Genomic DNA, 19,823 nt, shown 5'->3' with positions numbered 1-19,823 from the left:
ACCTAACGGCGCGAGACGGGAAGGGCGAGACGGGAAGGCGCGGCTAACCGAAGACCAGGTGCGCCGCGCTGAAGATGACCAGCCCGGCCAGGGAGCCCACCACGGTGCCGTTGATCCGGATGAACTGCAGGTCCTTGCCCACCTGGAGTTCGATCTTCTGCGACGTTTCCTCGGCATCCCAGCGGGCCACAGTATCGGTGATCACTGCGGCGATGTCGGAGCGGTAGGTCCGCACCAGGTAACCGGCGGCGTCGCCGATCCAGGCGTTGACCTTGCCGGCCAGCTCGGCGTCGTTCACCAGGCGTGAGCCGAAATCGCGCACGGCCGCCTTGAACCGAACCGTCAGTTCACTCTCCGGATCGTCCACCGCAGACAACAGGGCGCCCTTCACGGTTCCCCAAGTGCGGGAGGCTAATTCGCGGACCTCTGGATCTCCCAGAACCTGTGCCTTGATGTCCTCGGCCCGGGCGATCATCGCGGGATCGTGCTGAAGGTCCTGCGCGAGGTCGTTCAGGTATTTGTCGATCTGCTGCCGGACCTGGTGGTTCGGATCGGACTGGACGGCGCGCGTGAACTTGAGGATCTCCACGTACACCTTGTCGCCCACGAGCCCGTCAACAAACTGCGGAACCCAGGTGGGGGAGCGGTCCGAGACCAGCCGGCTGACGGTTTCGTGGTTGTCGTCCACCCAGTCCGCGGCGCGGTCCACCAGCAGGTCCACCAGCTTGTGGTGGTGCCCGTCGGCAAAAATCCGTTCCGCCATCCTGCCCACCGGCGGTCCCCACGGCGGAGCCAGCAGGTGCTTACGCACCATTCCCTCGATGACCGCCTGGACGTCGTCGTCGTTCAACACCTTGAACGCACCGCGGATGACGGCGGCGCCATCCTTCGCCACGCGCTCGGCGCCACCCGGCCCGGCGAGCCATTGGCCGGCCTTCCGGGCGACGTTCACGCTGGCCAGCTTGTCCTGGACCACCTGTTCGGACAGGAAATTGGTCTCCACAAACTCACCCAGCGACGCCCCGATCTGGTCCTTGCGGCGCGGGATAATGGCGGTGTGCGGGATCTTGATGCCCATGGGGTACTTGAACAGCGCGGTGACGGCGAACCAGTCGGCCAGCGCGCCCACCATGCCGCCTTCGGCCGCGGCGCGGACGTACTGCAGCCACGGATGCTCCTTCTGCAGCGCGAACGCGAACACAAAAATGATGGCCATGGCAATGAGGAGTCCCAGTGCCACAAGCTTCATTTTCCGCAGCGCTGCCGCCTTTTCGGCGTCCCCGGCGCTGAGTTGATGACCGACGACGGCGGCCCTCGCCTGGGGGGACAGCGGCGCGGGACCTGGGGGCCCGGGCGCGGACTGGCGGGTAGTTGGCTCAGAGTTCACCTGCATGTGCCCAGCCTAGCCCCGCGCCGCCGGGCCGCGTCCGCTAGCGTGTCCTCATGACATTCGAGGAGCCTGAGCCGGAACGGCCGCTGGTGTTTGCCCACAGGGGCGCCAGCGCTGCATTTGCCGAACACACGCGCGCCGCCTACCTCCAGGCCATTGCCGACGGCGCGGACGGGGTGGAGTGCGACGTCCACTTGACGCGGGACCAGCACGCCGTGCTGCTCCATGACGCCAACCTGGACCGGACCTCGGACGGAACCGGACCTGTTGCTGACCGAACACTGGCGGAGTTGCGGCTGCTGGACTTCTCGTCCTGGAAAGGCGCCCGGATCCCGGAGGAATACGGCGCAAAGTCAGAGCAGCTCCTCACGCTCCCTCAACTCCTGGACATCCTGCGCGGCGCTGGCCGGCCGATCGGCCTGGCAATCGAGCTCAAGCACCCCAGTCCTTACCAGCTGAAACTGGAAGACCGTGTGCTGGCCGTGCTCCGGGGCGAAGGCTGGGACGACGGAACTTCCTCGGTGGACAACATCCAGGTGACGTTCATGAGCTTCAGCCCGGATTCCGTAAAGCACCTGCTCCGGAGTGTGCCGGCCGAATTCATCTGCCAACTGGTGGACGACATCGACGTCGACGAACTCCGCGACGAACTCAGCCTCGGCCCCCTGGCTGGCGGCGCCATCGCCAACCTGATGAAGGCGGCGCAGCTGGAAGGCGAACGCATCCTCGACGAGTGCGACGTGGGACTCGCGGGGCCGGGAATCATGTACGTCCGCGAGCACGCCCGGACCGTACAGCGCTGGCTGGAGTCCGGCCGCCGCTTCCGCGTGTGGACCGTTGATTCAGAGCGGGATGTGGCGCTCTGCCAAGGGCTGGGAATCCACGAGATCACCACGAATAAACCGGCCAGGGTATTGGCGCAGCTGCAATCGAGCGGGCAACAGGTCCAGCTGCCGTCCTGAGCCGCTGCTGTTTAGCCGCTGCTGTTTAGCCCCCGGGGCGGCGCTGTGATTGAGTGGACCCATGCCCTTTCGCTGGTCCGCCCGGGCCACCCAAACAGTCTCCGCGGCGGCCATGAGCGCGCTGCTGATGGCCAGCGCCATGAAGCACTTCCGCGAGCCACGGTTCTTCGAACAGGTGGTCCCCGACTATCTGTGCCGCGAGGCGCCAATTGCCGGCGGCCAGTCGCCGGAGGGGCGCGAAATACCAGCGACCGACGGCGGTAGGCGGCCCCTGGCGGTGATGTCACGGGAGGAATGGATTGCGGTGAGCGGACTGCTGGAGGCGGGTGCCGCCGTCGGCCTCTTGATCCCGGTGACACGGCGGGCAACCGCCACCGCCGTGACGGCAATGTTCACGGTCTTCCTGGCCGGCCACGTGGACGCACTTCGCCGCGCCTATGGCCCCGCCGGTTCCCCGGCGCAGCGTAAGGTACATACCGTCCGGTTTCCGCTTCAGCTGCCGCTCATCCTGTGGGCTTGGAGCCTGGGGAACCCGGGACGACGGCGGTGAAGCTGCTCGCCTCGCCCGCTGTGCGGGTGGGAATCTCGATCAGCATCGCCACCGGCCTCTACGGAGTGTCTTTCGGCGCGCTGTCCGTCACCTCAGGACTTGATTTCTGGCAGACCATGGCGCTCAGCTTGCTGCTCTTCAGCGGCGGTTCCCAGTTCGCGTTCATCGGTGTGGTGGCGGGCGGAGGCTCCGGTATTGCCGCCATGAGCGCAGCCACGTTGCTGGGCATGCGGAACGGCATCTACGGCATGCAGCTCAACGCCCTCCTGCACCCGACGGGCTGGCGGAAGTATGTTGCCGCGCAAGTCACCATTGACGAGTCGACCGCCACCAGCAGCGGACAGGCTGACCCCGACGAGCAACGCCGCGGTTTCTGGACGGCCGGCATTGGCATCTACGTACTCTGGAACCTTTTCACCGCCGTGGGGGCCCTTGCAGGAAGCGGATTGGGTGATCCCAAACAGTGGGGCCTGGACGGTGCGGCAGTGGCCGCATTCCTGGCCCTGCTGTGGCCGCGGCTCAAGGGGCGGGAACCGGCGGCGATTGCCGTGGTCTGCGCACTCGCCACGGTTGTAGCCGTGCCGTTCGTTCCCGCGGGCGTGCCCATCCTGATTGCCGCCGTGGTGGCTGCGCTGATCGGCTGGTTCAGCCACGGACGCAGTGACGAAGGCCTGGAGCCGGACGTGGATCCCTACGACGAGCACCATGGGCGCCGGGACAAAAACCGGGACGCGCACCTGGACAAGCACGGGCAGGCGGGGCAGGCGGGCGCATGAATCTCTGGATCTGGTTGTTGCTGGCGTGCTTCCTTGCCTACGCGTGGAAGCTGGTGGGCTATTTCGTCCCGGCAAAGCTGCTGAAGGACCCCCGGATGTCGCGTATTGCCGGCACCTTGACCATCGGACTTCTGGCATCCCTGACCATTGTCAACACTGTGGCGTCCGGCCAGACGCTGGCCGCCGACGCGCGGCTGGGAGCCCTCGCCGCCGCCGCCGTCGCGTTGGCTTTCCGGGCGCCCTTCCTGCTGGTAGTGGTGGTGGGAGCCGGTGCCGCAGCCCTGCTGCGGCTCATGGGATGGAACTGACCGCCGATCTGGTGAAACCGACTCCGAAGCACTGGTGGTGCGGCTCAGATGCGTTATAGCATTGGCCTGGCTATGCAGTTGGCCGTGGACTCTCGTGAGAGCGCTGACCATGGAAATAAGACTGCACCCAGCCGGTGCGAGACCCGGCAAAACCCGCCGTCCAGCACCTGATGGTTGGCGCGCCGGGCTGCCGGTCAAGCGCTTCTTTACCCGGTTCGGGTCCCTGGCAGACCTGCCGCCAGAGGACCTGGACGTACTCTCCGAGCGGATAAGACTGGCTCTGGACGTCATCCAGGAAGCAAACATCACCGCCCTGCACGCGGCGGTACGGGCCGAACTCCGAAACCGGGAAACGGAACCGGAACCGGACGATTGATGGCCGGCCGGTCGTGAGGCGGTCGCTATGGCCTAAAGGAGTCACTTAGATGAACGAACAGCCAGAGCCCAACACCCCGGATCCCGATAGCGGAACCGACAACCCCCAGGCTTCGGACCCGAAGCCGCGGCCGGTCTATGACACCAGTGTCTCCGAGTCGACGCGGGAACTGCGGGATACTTCCCGTCGCCGCCGCGACGCGGAGGAGAAGCTGCAGCAGCACCTGTTGGAGGCCAAGGAGCACGTGCCCCATCACTACGATCATGAGCCTCACAAGCACGGCCAAACGCCTCCCACGGCGGAGGGGAAAGACAGTGCCGGGCCGCAGGAGAACAAGCCCGAAGAAATCAAACCTCAACAAAAGAACCCCGGGGGCGACGCCAGCTGATTGGGTTCATCGTCAGTGCGGCACCGCCACCCTCGTGGTCCGGGCCGTAGGCCGGTCAGGCGGTTTGCTCATCCTCTGGCGACCCGGTCCGGCGGGCGCTTTCCTCGACAGCCAGCTCATACCACGCCTGCGCACCGAATACCGGGGTGGGAGTGTCGAGGTTTTGGTAGAGGGCGTCCAGCAAATTGGCCAGGTCCTCCGCCGCCAGCGACGGCAGGATCTCCTCGGGGCCGCGGGGGTCGTGGATAACCCGGGACAAGTGCGTCTGGTTCATCGGCGGACGATGGCGTCGGATTGGCTGCGCTGGAGGTGTTTCACTCATACTCCCTCAGAAGATTCAGAGGCTGACTGCGTAACCCTACTTGAGTCTAATCCAACGTTTGGACACCAACAATGGGGCGCCCGTGGTGGTGGTCCTGCGGGAGGGCGCGGGTGTCAGGTGAACTGCGGGCCTTGCAGCTGCGGGGCGGGCAGCGGCACATGCGCGGGCAACGGGCGGTGGGGCCGTTCGGTGCGTATGGCGTCCTCGATCAGTGCCAGGGGGCGGCGCCAGGCATCCGAACCCGGCTCCATGGTGTCCACGACGCCGATCAGCATGGCGAGCAGGCGGAACATGTCAGTCATTGAAATATCGGAACGCAGGGTGCCTTGACCTTGGCCGCGGCCCAGCAGGACGCTCATGGAATCCATCAGCGAGCCGGCGATGCCGGTGAGGAGTTCGCGGCGGCCCGCAACGGCGCCCAACAGGTTGGCATCAGCGCTGGCCGCGGCCATGATGGCTTCGAGGACGCGCAGCAGTCCCGCTGTTGCGTCGATGTCCGCCAACGCGTCCGCCATGACAGGGTCCACCGACTCCCGGAGCTGCCGGTTGAGGGCGGCCAGGACCAGCTCCTCCTTGTCGGCGAAGTTCCGGAACAGGGTGGCCGGGCCTACGCCTGCCGTCAGTGCGATGGTCTGAAGGGGAACCTCCGGCCCATGCTCGCGGAAGCACTGGCGCGCGGCCAGTATGATCTTGTCCACGTTCCGGGCAGCGTCTGCGCGTAGTGGCTTGCGGACGACAGCAATGCTCATTCGTTCAGGTTAGCAATGCCGCAGGCAGCCTTCATGGTTACCGGAGGGTAGCAACCTATGTGACGCTTCGCCGGCCTCGCCAAACCCGTTTCGGGTTGGGTCGCATGACAGACTTGCCCTATGTTGCTTGCATTTTCAGTCGCCCCGTCCGGTACGCCCGCAGGGGGATCGCGTCCCACCGACGCATCAGTGCACGACGCCGTTGCGGCCGCTGTGCGGATCGTCCGGGAGTCGGGCCTGCCCAACCAGACGGACTCAATGTTCACCACCATCGAGGGCGAATGGGACGAGGTGTTCGACGTCGTAAAGCGCGCCACCGAAGCTGTGGGCAAGTTTGGCAGCCGTGTCTCGCTGGTCATCAAGGCGGACATCCGGCCCGGTTATGAGGGCGAGCTCAGCGCCAAGGTCGACCGCCTCGAAGGGGAACTCTCGGACGGTTCCTAAGCAGGTTTCCTGCGCCGAGTCCTAGACCGTCGTGTGCCTGCGTGCCAGACTGTGGCCATGTTTGAGCACAAGACCCAGCCGGGGTGGGTGGCAGTGGAAGACTTCCTCACAACTACCGTGGTGCACCCAGACACTGCGCTGACGCAGGCGGTGCGCTCCGCCGTCGACGCCGGGATGCCGCCCATCGAAGTGACGCCCAACGCCGGAAAACTGCTCAAGCTCCTGGTCCAGCTGTCCGGCGCCCGCCGGGTGCTGGAGATCGGCACGCTCGCAGGGTTCAGCACCATCTGGATGGCGCAGGGACTGCCTGACGGCGGCCGGCTGGTGACGTGCGAATACCTCGCTAAACATGCGGACATCGCCAAGGCCAATGTGGAGGCGGCGGGACTGGCGGACAAAGTGGAAGTCCGGGTGGGCGCTGCCCTGGACACCCTGGCCGCGCTGCAGTCGGAGGGCCAGGAGCCGTTCGATTTTGTGTTCATCGATGCGGACAAGGAAAGCGACGCCGCGTACGTCGAGTGGGCCGTGCGCCTGGGCAGGCCGGGAACTGTGGTGGTCCTGGATAACGCCGTCTGGGAGGGCGCGGTGCTGGATCCTTCCATCGACCAGGTCAACGCGCCCGGGATCATCAGCGCCCTGGAACTGCTGGGCCAGCATCCGCAGCTCGATGCCACCGTGATCCAGACTGTCGGGTCCAAAGGCTGGGACGGGTTCGCGCTGGCACGCATTCGCTGAGTGCTGACCGCAGGCATCTAAGGGCAGGCACCTAACCGCGAGCCCGTGACCCGGCAGCTGAGTCTTGGGCGCGGACCGGATCCTTCCCCGAATATTGCTAAGTATGCTTAGAATGACTGTCCGGCCGATGTCCCGTCCGGAACCGCCTGCAGTGGAGGAACACGATGAAAGCGTCACCCACCCTTGCCAGCAATCTTCAGATGGTCCTCGCGGACCTGATTGAGCTGCATCTCCAGGCCAAGCAGGCCCACTGGAACATCGTGGGCACCAACTTCCGTGACCTTCACCTGCAGCTGGACGAAATCATCGCCAGCGTCAGGCAGTTTGCCGACGACACGGCGGAACGGATGCGGGCACTGCATGCCCTGCCGGACGGACGGAGCAACACCGTGTCCACGGACACCCGGCTGGATGAGCTGACCGGCGGGCTGATTTCCACGAAGGATGCCGTCAAACTCGTCACAGCCAGGCTGGAGCGAACGGTGAAGACCATGCGGGATGTCCACGATGAGGTGGATGAAGAGGATCCCACCAGCGCCGACCTGCTGCATGCAGCCATCGAACGCCTGGAACAGCTCGCGTGGATGGTTAACGCCGAAACTATGACTCCGTCCGCGGCCGTCACCGAACCGGCGGCAAAGTAGGCCGGGCGGGAGAAACGCCAACATGCCTGCATCATCCCACGGGCCCGTCCGGCTGATCTCAACACAAGCGGAACTGGCTGGGGCAGTGCCCCTGCTCGACTCCGTGGCCTCCGCGGCAGGCGATGTTCCCGCGCTGCTGTTGTTGGCTCGAGACTCGGGAGGCAACTGGCCGCAGCCAGGGGGCGGGCATACTGCCCGTCTCTGGGAGCTACTCGCTTCCGTCTCCGCCGTTGACGTTGCCGCGGGCCGCGTTTTTGAACCACACATGGATGCCCAAGCAATCCTTGCCCAGGCGGGAATGGACCATACAGGGAACTATCGGCCGCGCCGTGATCCGGCGGGCCTTGTTCCCGCCGACCGGGCGGGTGCGTGGGGTGTGTTTGCCGCCGAGGGGCCGGGGCTCCGTCTCGATGCCAAGACCGGCGACAGTGGAATCCTGCTCAGCGGGTCCAAGCCGTGGTGTTCACTGGCGCCACTCCTGGACCGGGCCATCATCACCGCCCACACCGAAACCGGAGGCCGGGCCGCCTTTGCCGTGGACCTCCGGCATCCGGGAGTGACGTGTGAGGAGCCGGCGTGGGTGGCGCGCGGGTTGCGCGAGATTCCCAGCGGGACGGTCCATTTCAGCCAGGTGCCAGCACAGCAGTTGGGCATCGACGGCTGGTATTTCAGCCGACCCGGTTTTGCCTGGGGTGGCATGGGGGTAGCTGCCTGCTGGCTCGGGGGCGCCGTGGGCGTGGCGCGGGACTACAAGGACTCCCTGGCCGCCGCCGCTCAGTCCGGCCGCGAACCTGACCAGATCGCGCTGGCCGCCCTGGGCGAGACAGACAGGATCCTCACTGCCGCGCTCCAGTACCTGGCGCGAACGGCAGCTCTCATTGACGACGGCCAGCTGTCCAACCACGGCAGTCTGTCCGCCGGGGAAGACACGCGGGAGGCCGAGGACGGCCAGCTGTCCGCCGGGGAAGACAGACGGGAGTCCGGGGCACACCCGGCGGCGGACCGAAGCGGGTGGAGCGAAGCGTTGCGCGTGCGCGGAACCGTAGCTGCCGCCGTCGAGCGTGTCCTGTCCCTTGTCAGCTGGAACCGGGGACCGGCGCCGCTGGCGTTCGACGAACCGTATGCCAAGCGCATGGCGGACCTGGCGCTGTACGTGCGCCAGCACCATGCCATGCGGGACGATGCGCAGCTGGGAAAGCTGACGCTGAAGGGGGAACACCTGTGGTGACCTTCTCGCACACGGACCAGGGGACTGACGAGGCCCATTGGGCGGCGAGCGGGCTCGCAGCTATGGCTGAGTTGCCGTTGGGCCAGCACGATTTGGCTGCCATGAGGTTCGTGGTGCTGGCGGCACACCCCGACGACGAGACCCTGGGCGCCGGGGGCCTGCTGGCGCTGCTGCACTCGCTGGGCGCCGACGTCGAGGTGCTGCTGTGCACGGCGGGGGAGGGTTCGCACCCCGACTCGGCGACAACCACGCCTGAACAGCTCGCCGCCGTCCGGCTTGAGGAGTTTGCGGCAGCGATGGGAGTCCTGGGGTTGGCCGGACGCTGGCGTTTCCTCGGGCTGCCGGACCGGGGCCTGCAAGAACTGACGCCGGAAATCGCCGCCTGGCTGCGGGAGGCCATCGGCCGGCTCCCCGGTCCACCGCAGCAGCTGGCAATTGTGGCCCCGTACCGAGACGACGGCCATGCGGACCACAACGCCCTTGGTGCGGTGGCCGCCGACGTCGCCGGCGAAGGTGGGCACGCCCTGCTGGAGTATCCCATCTGGTACTGGCTGTGGGCCTCCCCGGAGGACCCCGCCTGGCGGTCCTGGTCGCGAGTTTCGCTGAGTACTGAACAGCAGGCGGCGAAGAGATCGGCCATGGGCTCACACACGAGCCAGATACGTCCGCTGTCTGGACTGCCCGGGGACGAAGTGCTCCTCGGCGAGAGCCTGCTGCAACATTTCAGGCGCGCCTTTGAGACATTCGCCTGGACGCCGCCCTGGGCCAACTCGGTTCAATCCCTGCCCCATACCAGCGCCGACGCGCAGCGGATCTTCGACGCCGTGCACTCGAAGTCCGAAGACCCCTGGGAGTACACCACCAGCTGGTACGAGCGGCGCAAGCGCGCCCTGACGCTCGCCGCACTACCCCGGGAGAAGTACCAGTCGGGCCTGGAAATCGGATGCTCCATCGGAACATTGACCGCCGATTTGGCCACCAGATGCACCAGGCTGCTTGCCGTGGATGCCAGCAGCACCGCGCTCGAGCTTGCGGCCCGGCGGCTCGCGCCGTTCGCTGGGGTCTCCACGCGGCAGTTGACGCTCCCTGGTGACTGGCCCGGGGGCAGCTTCGACCTTGTAGTGGTCTCCGAGGTGGGCTACTACCTGTCCGCTGCAGAATTTGATCTGCTGCTGCAGCGGATCCAGGAATCGATGGCGCCGGGAGGAACGCTGCTGCTGTGCCACTGGCGGCACCCGGTTTCCGGATGGGAGCTCGACGGCGACTCGGTCCACGCGCTGGCCCGGAACCGGCTGCGGTGGCCCACCGCCGGTCTGTACCAGGAACGCGATTTTGTGCTGGAAACGCTCGTAGCCCCCGCCGATGCCGGCGATCCAGGACCTCCGGTGTCCTGACGTGGACAGAATCGCGCAGGTTGCCGTGGTTATTCCGGTCCATAACGAGGAACACCACTTGGCACGTGCCCTGGCAGCGGTCTGTGCCGCAGCGGATGCCCTGCAGCACAGCCAGCCGGACACGGAGGTCACCATCGTGGTGGTTTTGGACGCCTGCACGGACGGCTCGGGCTCCGTGGCGGCGCGGTTTGCGGCGGCGGATCGCCGCATCACCCTGCTGCCGGTCGCGTTCCGCAGCGTGGGGAGGAGCCGGCGGGCAGGGATCAACCTGCTCCTCGCAGGACGCTGGCCGGACCGTGCGCGGGCGGGCCGCGTGCTGGCCACCGAACGGGTGTGGCTGGCCAATACGGACGCCGATTCCTGGGTACCGGAAAACTGGCTCCTCCGTCAGGTGGAACTGGCTGGCCGCGGCGCCGATGCGGTCTTGGGAACGGTGGAACCGGATCCGGCGGGGATGGACGGCGAACTCCTGCGGCGCTGGCACGTCCGGCATCCGCTGGGGGAGGACCATCCCCATGTGTACGGTGCGAATTTTGGGGTACGGGCCTCGGCCTACATTCGTGCTGGTGGCTTTCCCCGCCAGCGCTCGCATGAGGACCGGGCACTGGCAGCACAGTTACGCCGCCACGGTTACCGCATTACTTCCACGGACGCGGTCCGGGTTGTGACCTCCGGGCGGACCGAGGCCCGGGCGCCGCAGGGATTCGGCGCATATCTGCTGTCCCTTGGCATGGAATCCGCCGTGGCGTTCGAACGCTGAGGAAGCATGGCCGGTGGAACCACGTGGACGCTGCGCAGCAGACACAATGAGGGGGCCGACGACGACTGGGGGGACTGGCCTCGGTCTCAGAAGAGGCCACCTCGCCGCCGACCCCGCCTGACACCCGGGACGTCACGGCCCCGGGAAACCGGTAGGAATCTGCTGGTATTGATTTTCCTCCAAGTGGGATGCCCTGCCTAGTCCCGCGTGGCGGTGTTCCGTTCCGACTGTTCCGCGCCGTTCCGGGGGCGCTCACGCAGCTCGCGGCCGCGCCGGATGTCGTCCTCTTCCTGCTCTTGCATCTTCTCGCTCCTCTTGGTGCCCCGCGGCGGCAGTTGGATGGTCTCCTCGGCCTCGATTCCGGCCTGGAGCTGCCGTCCCCGCTCCATCTCGGCGTCGAACTCTGCCCCGAACAGCAGCGACATGTTCAGGATCCACAGCCAGAGCAGCATAACGATCACACCGCCGAGCGCACCGTACGTTTTGTTGTAATTGCCGAAGTTGGCCACATAGAAGGCGAAGCCGAGCGAGGCCAGCAGGAACACCACCAGGGCGATAAACGAGCCGATGCTCATCCACCGGAACCTGGGCTGCCTCACGTTCGGCGTGGCGTAGTAGAGCATGGCGATGATAGCCATGACCAGGGCCACGATCACGGGCCATTTTGCGATGTTCCAGACAGTGAGGAACGCGTCGCTGAGTCCGATGGCCCCGCCGACTGCCTCCGAGACCGGTCCGCTCAGCACCAGCATGCCGGCAAGGGCGGCCACGGTGACCACTGCCAGCAACGTCACGGTCAGCATGGTCCCGCGCAGCTTCAGGAACGGGCGGCCCTCATCCACTTCGTAGATGCGGTTCATGGCCCGGCCGAACGCTCCGACGTAACCGGACGCTGACCACAGCGCGGTTGCGAGGCCGATGAACAGTGTCAGCCCGGCGGCAGGCGCGGTGGCCAGCTCCTGCACGGGCCCGCTGACGGTGTTCACCGTGTCCGCAGGCACGATGCCCCGGACGATTTCGAGCAGGGCCGAGGTGGTCTTTTCCGCATCGCCGAAAAGACCGACCAGCGAAACCAGCGCCAGCAACGCCGGGAAAAGTGAAAGCACGGCGTAGTAGGTCAGGGCTGCCGCCAAGTCGGGGCATTGGTCCTTATTGAATTCCCTGAACGTCTTTTTGGCGATGTACTGCCACGACGGTTTGGTGACGTCGGTGGGGCTGTCCGGTTTCCGGGAGTCGTCGGGTGCCGGAGCACTGCCCGCCTTGGCGGTGCTGGTTTCGGGTGAGTCATGAGCGGCCATGGGGTGTCCTCCCGGGGTTGGAAAACGAGCAGGCCGGTTCCGCCGGTGGAGGCGGAACCGGCCTGTCTGTGCGCTGTACTCGTAAGGTTTTGGCGCCCTCAGGGGCTGTCGCCGTTACGTGTTCTGCACATTCTCCCTCGCGTCCGCGGCACGGTCTTTGACGTCCGCTGCCGCAACCTGGCTTTCTGTCTTGACGTGTTCGGCGGCGTCGGCTGCTGTGGCCTTGACGTTCTCCATGGCTTCCCGCGCCGGTTCCTTCAAGCCCTCAGCGATCTCCTTAGCGGCCTCGGTCAGCTCGGTGGTCAACGGCTCGGCGGCGGACTTGAGGGCATCCGCTGCTTCGCGTTCCTTCTCGCTCGCCGGGATCAGCGATGACAAAAGCAGGCCGGCGCCGAACGCGATGAGTCCAGCAGCTAGCGGGTTGCCCTGCGTCTTGGCCTTCACCTGGTGCGGAGCGTCACCAATGGCAACACCGGCTTCACTGAGGGCGTTGCCTGCACTGTCGGTGCGGGCGCGGGCGCCACCGTGTACGCGGCTGGTGACGTCGTCGGCTGTTCCCATGACTTTCTCCTTCACTCCGAACACGGCGTCCTTGACCTTGTCTGTCTGACGATGGACGATGTTCGACGGCGTCACCTTGTCTGCCACCGCATCCACGTTCGTGCCCAGGCGGGCACGGGTTGCCTCAATATCTGAACGGATAACGTCCGGATTGTCGCTCATGGTTTTACCTCACCGGGTTTTAGGGTTGGGGGAATTTTTTGGAGTGTTTCAGCGGTTTGGGGCATGCCCTTTACAGTTTTGAGCTCCCTGCGGCCCACGGACGCCAGCCCTGCGGCGATGACGCCCCAGATGACAGCGACGACGACGGCGGACCAGCCGAGTCCCATCAGCCCGCCTAACGCGATCCAGAGGGCGATCGACAGGAACAGGAGCACGAAGTGGCCGGCTACGCCGGCGCCGGCCAGCATGCCACCTCCCCTGCCTGCCTTGCTGGCGGATTCCTTGAGTTCGGCCTTGGCAAGCTCCACCTCCTGACGCATCAGCGTGGACAGGTCGCGCGTCACCTCGCCGAGCAGGTCACCCAACGACGTGTTGTCCGCCTTAGCGTGCGCCGCCGACGGGGGAGGCGCAGGTATCTGGCTGCTCATCGGAGCCTGCCAGCCTGGCCGTTTGCGGAGCGGTCCCGGGTTAGCGGGTCGTTGGCCATTGGATCGTCAGCGAAAGCGCCATCCCGCAAGGGATCGTCGCTGCGGCGCTCATCAGACCACTCCTCGGCGAGCTGTGGACTGTCCAGTGGGCTGGCGGGACGCGAAGGGTCCCCGTAGCTGCTCCCTGGCGCACCGCCGTCGAACCCTGCCGTGGTGGTGGCCGGGCCGGGCATCTGCACCGGCGGGGGCGGGACAGTGCCACCGCCCGACGGCGTGTAGCCGCCAGGACCCGCGCCATGCTGGCCGCCAGTGCCAGGGTAATTCGACGCGGACTCTGGTGCGCCGGCGCTCAGGCTGCGGCTGAGCCGGCCGGCAAGGATGCCAGCCCCGGCGGCCAGAAGAAGGAATGTGCCCGGGCGCTGCCGGGCGAAGCCCTTGACCTCGTTCAGGAGCGATCCCGGGTCCCTTCCGTCCAGCCAGGTGGCGACGGACGAGGAACGTTCCGCAGCCTGGCGGACCAGGTCAGTGGCCACTCCGGGCTGGTCGGACGCCCGCGCCATGGCGTGCAGTTCGTCCGACACTGACCGGAGGCCGCTGGCTACCTTCTGCTGCTGCGTGCTGGCCTGTTGGGTGAGGTCGTGGCGGGCCTGCTGTAGGAGGTCCTTGGCGTTCGCCTTGGCCTCTGATGCGACGTTGGCCGCTTCCGACCTGGTGGTTTCCGCCACGCTCTGGGCGGAATCCGCCGCGGTCCGCGCCACATCTCCGGCTTCTTCTTTGGCTGCATCCGTGCGGGAGGTCCCGTACGGATCACGCGACTGAGTCGCTGCTGTGGGTAGCGTGCTGGGGAACGTAGTGGGCTCACGTTCTCCTGTGGTTGCGCGGGTGGCCGGTGGAGCCGCGTAAGCCGGATCCTCGGACCATTGGTTCTCTGTCATCTTCGCTCTCTCTTTCCAAAGAAGGCCGGTTGTTGATTAAGAACCAGCGATACTGGCCGTAAAATAGTAAGCATGATTACTACCGGAAGGTAAGTACCCTTCCTACCTGAATTTCAAAGGGGTCCGAATCGCCTGCCGCCCGGCATCGCAGGGACCTGTCACAACAGAGTGGAAAGGATGGGTAGTCGTGGATACAACATCGTGGGTTTGGGTGATTGTTGGCACCGTGGTGGTGGTCCTGATTGTGCTGTGGCTGGTGACCGGGCGTCGCCGTCAGGCCATGCAGCTGAAGCGGGACGAATCGCACCGCGAAAAGGCCGCCGAAATGCGCCGGAAAGCCGAGGACATCGAGCTCGATGCGCGTGAGAACGAGGCCCGGGCCACCCGCGCCCGTGCCGACGCAGAGAAGGCGCAGGTGGACGCTGCGAGGCTGAAGCAGGAGGCTGAGCAGAAGACCGACAACGCCAGGTCGCTCCGGGAAGACGTGGCCGAGCGCACCCAGAAAGCAGATGCCCTGGACCCCGACATAAATCAGGACGGGGACGCGCGCAGGGACGCCGCCCGCACGGACCACTCCCGCGCCGACGCCACCACGCATCCGGACGAAGAGGCGCATCCGGACCGCGAGGCTCATGCCGAGGCCTCCCGGACGGAGGAACTTCGGCGTGACCGGACAGACCGGGACGGGCCGCTTTCAACCTGACTTTCTTCCCGCCACCTGGACGTGGTCCCGAGGCCGGGACCACCTCTGGGACCCGCGACCCCGCTGGACCGCCGACGCAGGGTAGTCAATTAGGGTTGATCTATGACTGAAGCGGCACACGGGTAATGGCAAAGCGCGGCAAGTCAGGCGGCCGGAACGGCCAGCATTCGACGGCGGGTGTCATCGAGGTGCCCAAGGGAAGCCGTCCCGATGGCCCTGTTGAGGGCGTCTACTACATTGATACGGGCGACTGCGAGCTCATTGCGGACCAGGACAACTCCAACGGGTGGCTCCTGAAGATCAACGGTGTCATGAGCTCCCACATTGACCTCGCCGATCCGTTGTTCCTCGATTTTGAGTACATGCGCTGGATGGCGGCGCTGATTGAGTCACGGTGGCCGCCGAAGTCCGGAAGGGGCGGGACCAAGGCGGCCGCACCCGCCGCGGGCGAGGCCGTGCGGCTGCGCGGGCTGCATCTGGGTGGCGGGGCCTGTTCGCTGGCCCGGTACTTCCACACCGCCTATCCGGACGCCCGGCAGGTGGTGGTGGAGCTCGATGGCAAGCTGGCCGAGTACGTCCGCGGCTGGTTCGACCTGCCCAAGGCACCACTCCTGCGACTGCGCGTGGGGGAGGCCCGCCAGGTCACCGAGACGCTCACGCCGGACAGCCGCGACTTCATCATCCGTGACGTGTTTGCCGGTTCGCTCACACCGCGGCCGCTCACCACCGCCGAGTTCAATGACCACATCAAGCGGGTCCTGTCGCCGGGCGGCATCTATGTGGTGAACTCAGGCGACGCCCCGAGCCTGTTGAATGCGCGGGAAGACGCCGCCACCATCGCGGCCGCGTTCGCACACACCGTCATCATCGCCGACCCCTCCATGCTGAAGGGCCGCCGCTACGGCAACATGGTGATGGCCGGCAGCGACACCCCGCTGGACGGAGACCCGCAGCTGGCACGCCGGCTCCTCGGCGGTGCCGTCCCCGCCCACATCTGGAACGACGCCCAGGTCCGCGCCTTCGCCGCGAACTCCCCGGTGCGTCACGACCCGACAGTGCCATCGATTGCTCCGTAGTGGCCCTTTTCAGTGCCGAAAACGGCCACTACGGAGCAATCGATGGGGTCCGAGTGCGACCCAGCAGGGCGTCCCGGTGCGCCGCGGTCTGGTCGCGCAATGCCTGCACAACGGCGGCCACAGCGGGGCGGCGCATCGAATCCGGCCGCAGCACCATCCAATAAGGGAGCAGTTCGGCAAAGTCGTCGGGGAGCAGCCGGACCAGGTCGTTGTGCAGATTGCCCATAAAGCACGGCAGGAATCCGATGCCCGCGCCGGCACGAGTGGCCTCCACATGGACAAACACGTTCGTGGACGTAAGTCCTTCGCGCATGGCCGGCACCAGGCGCCGGGGTGCGTCCAGGTCGTCCACCTGCAGCATCGAATCCACAAAGTACACCAGCGGGTGCTCCGTCAGTTCGGCAACGCTCGCCGGCGTCCCGTTCTCGGCAAGGTAGGCGCGCGAGGCGTACATCCCCAGCATGTACTCGCCCAGTTGGACGGCTTCGGCCCGGTGGACCTGCGGTTCGCCCACCACTACTTCGATGTCCAGCCCGGAGCGCTGCTGTAGCGCACGGCGGGTCATGGTCACCACTTCCACGCTCAGTCCCGGGTGTTTCCGGCGCAGCCGTGCCACGGCGGGCGCGGCGATGTAGGCGCTGAAGCCGTCGGTCGCCGTCATGCGCACGACGCCGGTAATCGGGTCCGGTGCCTGGCCTGCCGGTCCCAGCGCACTCACCGCAGCCTCCACCTGTTCGGCGACCAGGACAGCCTCCGTGCCCAGCTCCGTCAGTTCCCAGCCGCCGGCCGCCCTTGCCAGGACGCGGCCGCCGAGCGCTTTCTCCAGGGCGGCTATCCGACGCGAAACGGTGGTGTGGTTCAGCCCCAACACTTGCGCCGCCGTCGTAAATTTTGCGGAGCGGGATACCGCCAGCAGGACCAGGAGGTCATCGGGATTCGCCTTCATGTCTGCAATTGTGCACACAGCAGGTGCTGGATTGGGTATTGAAGGCGCATGTTTGTGCAGTAATACTCAGTGGAGCCATTAGTGCTGTGGATCACAGCGCGTGTCAAAGTGGACACTAAGGAGAAACTCATGAGCGTAGAGCAACGCTCGGCGGACAACGCCGCCGGATCCGCACCCAAGGGATCCGGACTTAAGAAGATTGTGGCCGCCTCGATGGTGGGCACGGTGGTGGAATGGTACGAATTCTTCCTCTACGCCACCGCCGCTACCCTGGTCTTCGGGAAGTACTTCTTCCCCGCCACCGGCAACGAGCTGGACGGCATCATCCAGGCGTTCCTCACTTACGCGGTGGGCTTCGTGGCACGCCCCCTCGGCGGCATCGTCTTCGGCCAGATCGGCGACAAACTGGGACGCAAGCCCACGCTGCAGCTGACCATCGTGATCGTCGGCGTGGCCACCTTCCTGATGGGCTGCCTCCCGGGCTTTGCCGACATCGGCTACCTCGCTCCGGCTCTGCTGGTGGCCCTCCGCTTCATCCAGGGCTTCGCGCTCGGCGGTGAATGGGGCGGCGCGGTGCTGTTGGTTGCCGAACACAGCCCCAACAAGTCCCGCGGATTCTGGTCCAGCTGGCCGCAGGCCGCAGTGCCGGTGGGCAACCTGCTGGCAACGCTGGTGCTGTTCATTATGTCCACCGCCCTGAGCCCCGAGGCATTCCTCGGCTGGGGCTGGCGTGTGGCCTTCTGGCTCTCCGCCGTGATCGTCTTCGTTGGCTACTACATCCGCACCCACGTCACCGAGGCGCCCATCTTCCTGGAGGCCAAAGCCCTCGTGGAGAAGGAGCAGGCTGTCAGCTACGGCGTCTTCGAGGTGGTGCGCAAGTACCCCAAGGGCATCCTGCAGGCCATGGGGCTGCGCTTCGCGGAGAACATCATGTACTACCTGGTGGTCAGCTTCGCGATCGTCTACCTCAAGAGCGTGCACAAGTACGACACGTCCTCGCTCCTGCTGGCACTCCTGATCGCCCACGTCATCCATTTCCTGGTCATCCCACAGGTGGGCCGGCTCGTGGACAAGCTGGGGCGCAAGCCCGTCTACCTCATCGGCGCCATCTCCGGTGCGGCCTGGCCGTTCTTCGCCTTCCCCATGTTCGATACCCGCAACGCCGTGGTGATTGTCCTGGCCGTGACCATCGGCCTGTGCCTGCACGCGTTTATGTATGCCGGCCAGCCCGCCATCATGGCCGAGCTCTTCCCCACCCGGATGCGCTACTCGGGCGTTTCGCTGGGCTCGCAGGTCACCTCGATCTTCGCCGGTTCGCTTGCCCCGCTGCTGGCTACCCAGTGGCTCAAGGACACCGGTTCCTGGCTGCCCACGGCGATCTACCTGGTGGTTGCCTGCGCGATCACTACGGTGGCGGTGCTGAGCCTGAAGGAAACCAAGGGCATTGCCCTGGAAGACGTGGACAAGGCCGACGCCGCCCGCGAGGGACTGCTCCCGGCCGGCTCACGCTGAACTGCTTGAGCAGTTCACCGCAGGGAAATTGAGCGCGCACACGATGGGAAACAGATCTGCAATGGAAAACACACTGAACGGCCGCAAGGCCGTGGTGACCGGCGGCGCCAGCGGAATCGGCGCTGCCTGTGTCCGGGAACTCGCCGCCCGCGGGGCGAAAGTGGTGGTGGCCGACGTCGACTCCACCGGCGCTGCCGCCCTCGCCGATGAAGTGGGCGGCACCGCCTGGGCCGTTGACCTGCTGGACGTTGACGTGCTCGCCACCCTGAGCCTGGACTGCGACATTCTGGTGAACAACGCCGGGATCCAGAGCATCAGCCCCATCGAAGCGTTCGATCCGGCGGACTTCCGCCGGATCATCGCGCTGATGCTCGAGGCCCCGTTCCTGCTGATCCGGGCCGCGCTGCCGCACATGTACGCCAACGGCTTTGGCCGCATCATCAACGTGTCATCCGTGCACGGAATCCGGGCCTCTCCTTTCAAAAGCGCGTACGTTTCCGCCAAGCACGGACTGGAAGGGCTAAGCAAGGTGACGGCGCTTGAGGGCGGGGGGCACGGAGTCACGTCCAACTGCATCAACCCTGGCTACGTCCGGACCCCGCTCGTCGAGAAGCAGATCGCGGACCAGGCGAAGGTGCACGGCATCCCCGAGTCCGAGGTCCTGGCCAGGGTGATGCTCACCGAGTCCGCCGTGAAACGCCTGGTGGAACCGGAGGAAGTGGCCTCCCTGGTGGCCTGGCTGGCGTCCGATCACGCCGGCATGGTCACCGGGGCCAGCTACGCGATGGACGGCGGCTGGTCGGCGCGCTGACATCCGGCGCCTCCGCAGTCCGCACGCGCAGTCCGGCCTGCCGACTTCGGCCCGTTGCAAACCCGCCACCTGAGGCAGCTAATCCTGCGGCCTCAGGTGGCGGTGGTCGTAGAAGAAGACCCCAGCCGCGGCGCCGAGTTCTACGGATGGACCGCGGTGGGACATGATGATCCCCTCGTGCCGGCCGTTGAACGGATCGTCGCCCACCACGGCATCGCCCACGCGATAGGGGCACCGCGGGCGGAACGCCGCGAAGACCCGGCCGCAGGCGCGGTGGACGAGGGTAGAAAGTTTGACGGGCCGCCCCATGCTGGCCAGGTCCTGGACATGTGCTTTCACCATGCGAACCACTCCTTGAAGCGGCG

25 protein-coding genes are annotated in these 19,823 nt (G+C 66.2%); 16 read left to right on the top strand and 9 right to left on the bottom strand.

The window, feature by feature from the left end; all coding sequences use genetic code 11:
* Positions 1–43: 43 nt before the first annotated feature.
* Positions 44–1,393 (bottom strand): DUF445 domain-containing protein, encoded by a 1,350-nt coding sequence (locus tag NG696_RS13120; RefSeq protein ID WP_252575711.1) that lies wholly within the window; start codon positions 1,391–1,393, stop codon positions 44–46.
* A 50-nt stretch (positions 1,394–1,443) separates the two neighbouring features.
* Between NG696_RS13120 and NG696_RS13115 the strand changes: the two genes are divergently transcribed.
* From NG696_RS13115 to NG696_RS13090, 6 genes are all read left to right on the top strand, one after another.
* A complete protein-coding gene (locus NG696_RS13115) occupies positions 1,444–2,352 on the top strand; it encodes a glycerophosphodiester phosphodiesterase (RefSeq protein WP_252575708.1) in 909 nt (302 codons plus the stop codon).
* Positions 2,353–2,413: 61 nt separating this feature from the next.
* Positions 2,414–2,902, top strand: a complete 489-nt coding sequence (locus tag NG696_RS13110; protein WP_252568185.1) for a DoxX family protein — start codon at positions 2,414–2,416, stop codon at positions 2,900–2,902.
* The gene (locus tag NG696_RS13105; RefSeq protein ID WP_252568367.1) at positions 2,899–3,678 is read left to right on the top strand and encodes an AzlC family ABC transporter permease; all 780 of its coding nucleotides are present in this window, start codon (positions 2,899–2,901) and stop codon (positions 3,676–3,678) included. The genes NG696_RS13110 and NG696_RS13105 overlap by 4 nt, the downstream gene beginning before the upstream one ends.
* Entirely contained in the window at positions 3,675–3,986 is a 312-nt protein-coding gene (locus NG696_RS13100) for an AzlD domain-containing protein (protein WP_252568187.1), read from the top strand. The genes NG696_RS13105 and NG696_RS13100 overlap by 4 nt, the downstream gene beginning before the upstream one ends.
* A 109-nt stretch (positions 3,987–4,095) precedes the next feature.
* Positions 4,096–4,362 carry a hypothetical protein gene (locus NG696_RS13095; protein WP_252575703.1) on the top strand — a complete coding sequence of 89 codons (267 nt, stop codon included), beginning with the start codon at positions 4,096–4,098 and terminating at the stop codon, positions 4,360–4,362.
* 49 nt (positions 4,363–4,411) lie between these two features.
* The gene (locus tag NG696_RS13090; protein WP_252575702.1) at positions 4,412–4,750 is read left to right on the top strand and encodes a hypothetical protein; all 339 of its coding nucleotides are present in this window, start codon (positions 4,412–4,414) and stop codon (positions 4,748–4,750) included.
* A 55-nt stretch (positions 4,751–4,805) separates the two neighbouring features.
* Here NG696_RS13090 and NG696_RS13085 read toward each other — a convergent pair whose 3' ends face one another.
* Together NG696_RS13085 and NG696_RS13080 are read right to left on the bottom strand one after the other, a co-directional pair.
* Complete coding sequence (locus NG696_RS13085; RefSeq protein WP_252568194.1) at positions 4,806–5,024, bottom strand: hypothetical protein; 219 nt, start codon at positions 5,022–5,024, stop codon at positions 4,806–4,808.
* Between the two features lie 161 nt (positions 5,025–5,185).
* Complete coding sequence (locus NG696_RS13080; RefSeq protein ID WP_252568196.1) at positions 5,186–5,821, bottom strand: TetR/AcrR family transcriptional regulator; 636 nt, start codon at positions 5,819–5,821, stop codon at positions 5,186–5,188.
* Between the two features lie 120 nt (positions 5,822–5,941).
* On the opposite strand from NG696_RS13080, the gene NG696_RS13075 reads away from it, so the two are divergent.
* From NG696_RS13075 to NG696_RS13050, 6 genes are all read left to right on the top strand, one after another.
* Entirely contained in the window at positions 5,942–6,265 is a 324-nt protein-coding gene (locus tag NG696_RS13075; protein ID WP_252575699.1) for a thiamine-binding protein, read from the top strand.
* A 57-nt stretch (positions 6,266–6,322) separates the two neighbouring features.
* The gene (locus tag NG696_RS13070) at positions 6,323–7,000 is read left to right on the top strand and encodes an O-methyltransferase (RefSeq protein WP_252568201.1); all 678 of its coding nucleotides are present in this window, start codon (positions 6,323–6,325) and stop codon (positions 6,998–7,000) included.
* A 164-nt stretch (positions 7,001–7,164) separates the two neighbouring features.
* Positions 7,165–7,644, top strand: a complete 480-nt coding sequence (locus NG696_RS13065) for a Dps family protein (RefSeq protein WP_252568204.1) — start codon at positions 7,165–7,167, stop codon at positions 7,642–7,644.
* A 22-nt stretch (positions 7,645–7,666) separates the two neighbouring features.
* On the top strand, positions 7,667–8,872 hold the full coding sequence (locus NG696_RS13060) for an acyl-CoA dehydrogenase family protein (RefSeq protein ID WP_252575698.1): 1,206 nt from the start codon (positions 7,667–7,669) through the stop codon (positions 8,870–8,872).
* A complete protein-coding gene (locus NG696_RS13055) occupies positions 8,866–10,266 on the top strand; it encodes a PIG-L family deacetylase (RefSeq protein WP_252575696.1) in 1,401 nt (466 codons plus the stop codon). Before NG696_RS13060 ends, NG696_RS13055 begins: the two co-directional genes overlap by 7 nt.
* Positions 10,235–11,026: a glycosyltransferase family 2 protein gene (locus NG696_RS13050; RefSeq protein ID WP_252575695.1), complete on the top strand. Its 792-nt coding sequence runs from the start codon at positions 10,235–10,237 to the stop codon at positions 11,024–11,026. Before NG696_RS13055 ends, NG696_RS13050 begins: the two co-directional genes overlap by 32 nt.
* Positions 11,027–11,223: 197 nt before the next feature.
* Here NG696_RS13050 and NG696_RS13045 read toward each other — a convergent pair whose 3' ends face one another.
* The 4 genes from NG696_RS13045 to NG696_RS13030 all read right to left on the bottom strand — a co-directional run bounded on the left by NG696_RS13045 (position 11,224) and on the right by NG696_RS13030 (position 14,410).
* Complete coding sequence (locus NG696_RS13045; RefSeq protein ID WP_252575693.1) at positions 11,224–12,324, bottom strand: YihY/virulence factor BrkB family protein; 1,101 nt, start codon at positions 12,322–12,324, stop codon at positions 11,224–11,226.
* A gap of 114 nt (positions 12,325–12,438) precedes the next feature.
* Entirely contained in the window at positions 12,439–13,047 is a 609-nt protein-coding gene (locus NG696_RS13040; protein ID WP_252568217.1) for a DUF3618 domain-containing protein, read from the bottom strand.
* Entirely contained in the window at positions 13,044–13,475 is a 432-nt protein-coding gene (locus tag NG696_RS13035; protein WP_252568220.1) for a phage holin family protein, read from the bottom strand. Before NG696_RS13035 ends, NG696_RS13040 begins: the two co-directional genes overlap by 4 nt.
* The gene (locus tag NG696_RS13030; protein WP_252568223.1) at positions 13,472–14,410 is read right to left on the bottom strand and encodes a hypothetical protein; all 939 of its coding nucleotides are present in this window, start codon (positions 14,408–14,410) and stop codon (positions 13,472–13,474) included. The genes NG696_RS13035 and NG696_RS13030 overlap by 4 nt, the downstream gene beginning before the upstream one ends.
* Positions 14,411–14,597: 187 nt before the next feature.
* Here NG696_RS13030 and NG696_RS13025 point away from each other — a divergent pair, with 187 nt between their 5' ends.
* On the top strand, positions 14,598–15,113 hold the full coding sequence (locus tag NG696_RS13025) for a hypothetical protein (protein ID WP_252568225.1): 516 nt from the start codon (positions 14,598–14,600) through the stop codon (positions 15,111–15,113).
* Positions 15,114–15,238: 125 nt separating this feature from the next.
* Complete coding sequence (locus NG696_RS13020; RefSeq protein WP_252568228.1) at positions 15,239–16,189, top strand: spermidine synthase; 951 nt, start codon at positions 15,239–15,241, stop codon at positions 16,187–16,189.
* A gap of 28 nt (positions 16,190–16,217) precedes the next feature.
* On the opposite strand, the gene NG696_RS13015 is transcribed toward NG696_RS13020, so the two are convergent.
* Positions 16,218–17,135, bottom strand: a complete 918-nt coding sequence (locus tag NG696_RS13015) for a LysR family transcriptional regulator (protein WP_252568230.1) — start codon at positions 17,133–17,135, stop codon at positions 16,218–16,220.
* A 129-nt stretch (positions 17,136–17,264) separates the two neighbouring features.
* Here NG696_RS13015 and NG696_RS13010 point away from each other — a divergent pair, with 129 nt between their 5' ends.
* Positions 17,265–18,647 carry an MFS transporter gene (locus NG696_RS13010; RefSeq protein WP_252568232.1) on the top strand — a complete coding sequence of 461 codons (1,383 nt, stop codon included), beginning with the start codon at positions 17,265–17,267 and terminating at the stop codon, positions 18,645–18,647.
* A 61-nt stretch (positions 18,648–18,708) separates the two neighbouring features.
* Positions 18,709–19,458, top strand: coding sequence for a 3-hydroxybutyrate dehydrogenase (locus NG696_RS13005; RefSeq protein WP_252568235.1), 750 nt, complete (start codon positions 18,709–18,711; stop codon positions 19,456–19,458).
* Positions 19,459–19,536: 78 nt separating this feature from the next.
* On the opposite strand, the gene NG696_RS13000 is transcribed toward NG696_RS13005, so the two are convergent.
* A complete protein-coding gene (locus NG696_RS13000; protein WP_252568238.1) occupies positions 19,537–19,800 on the bottom strand; it encodes a hypothetical protein in 264 nt (87 codons plus the stop codon).
* Positions 19,801–19,823 lie beyond the last annotated feature (23 nt).

Source organism: Pseudarthrobacter cellobiosi (assembly GCF_023913755.1).
GTDB lineage: Bacteria > Actinomycetota > Actinomycetes > Actinomycetales > Micrococcaceae > Arthrobacter > Arthrobacter cellobiosi.
The sequence above is the reverse complement of the archived record's forward strand: the minus strand, read 5'-3'. Positions and strand labels throughout refer to the sequence as shown.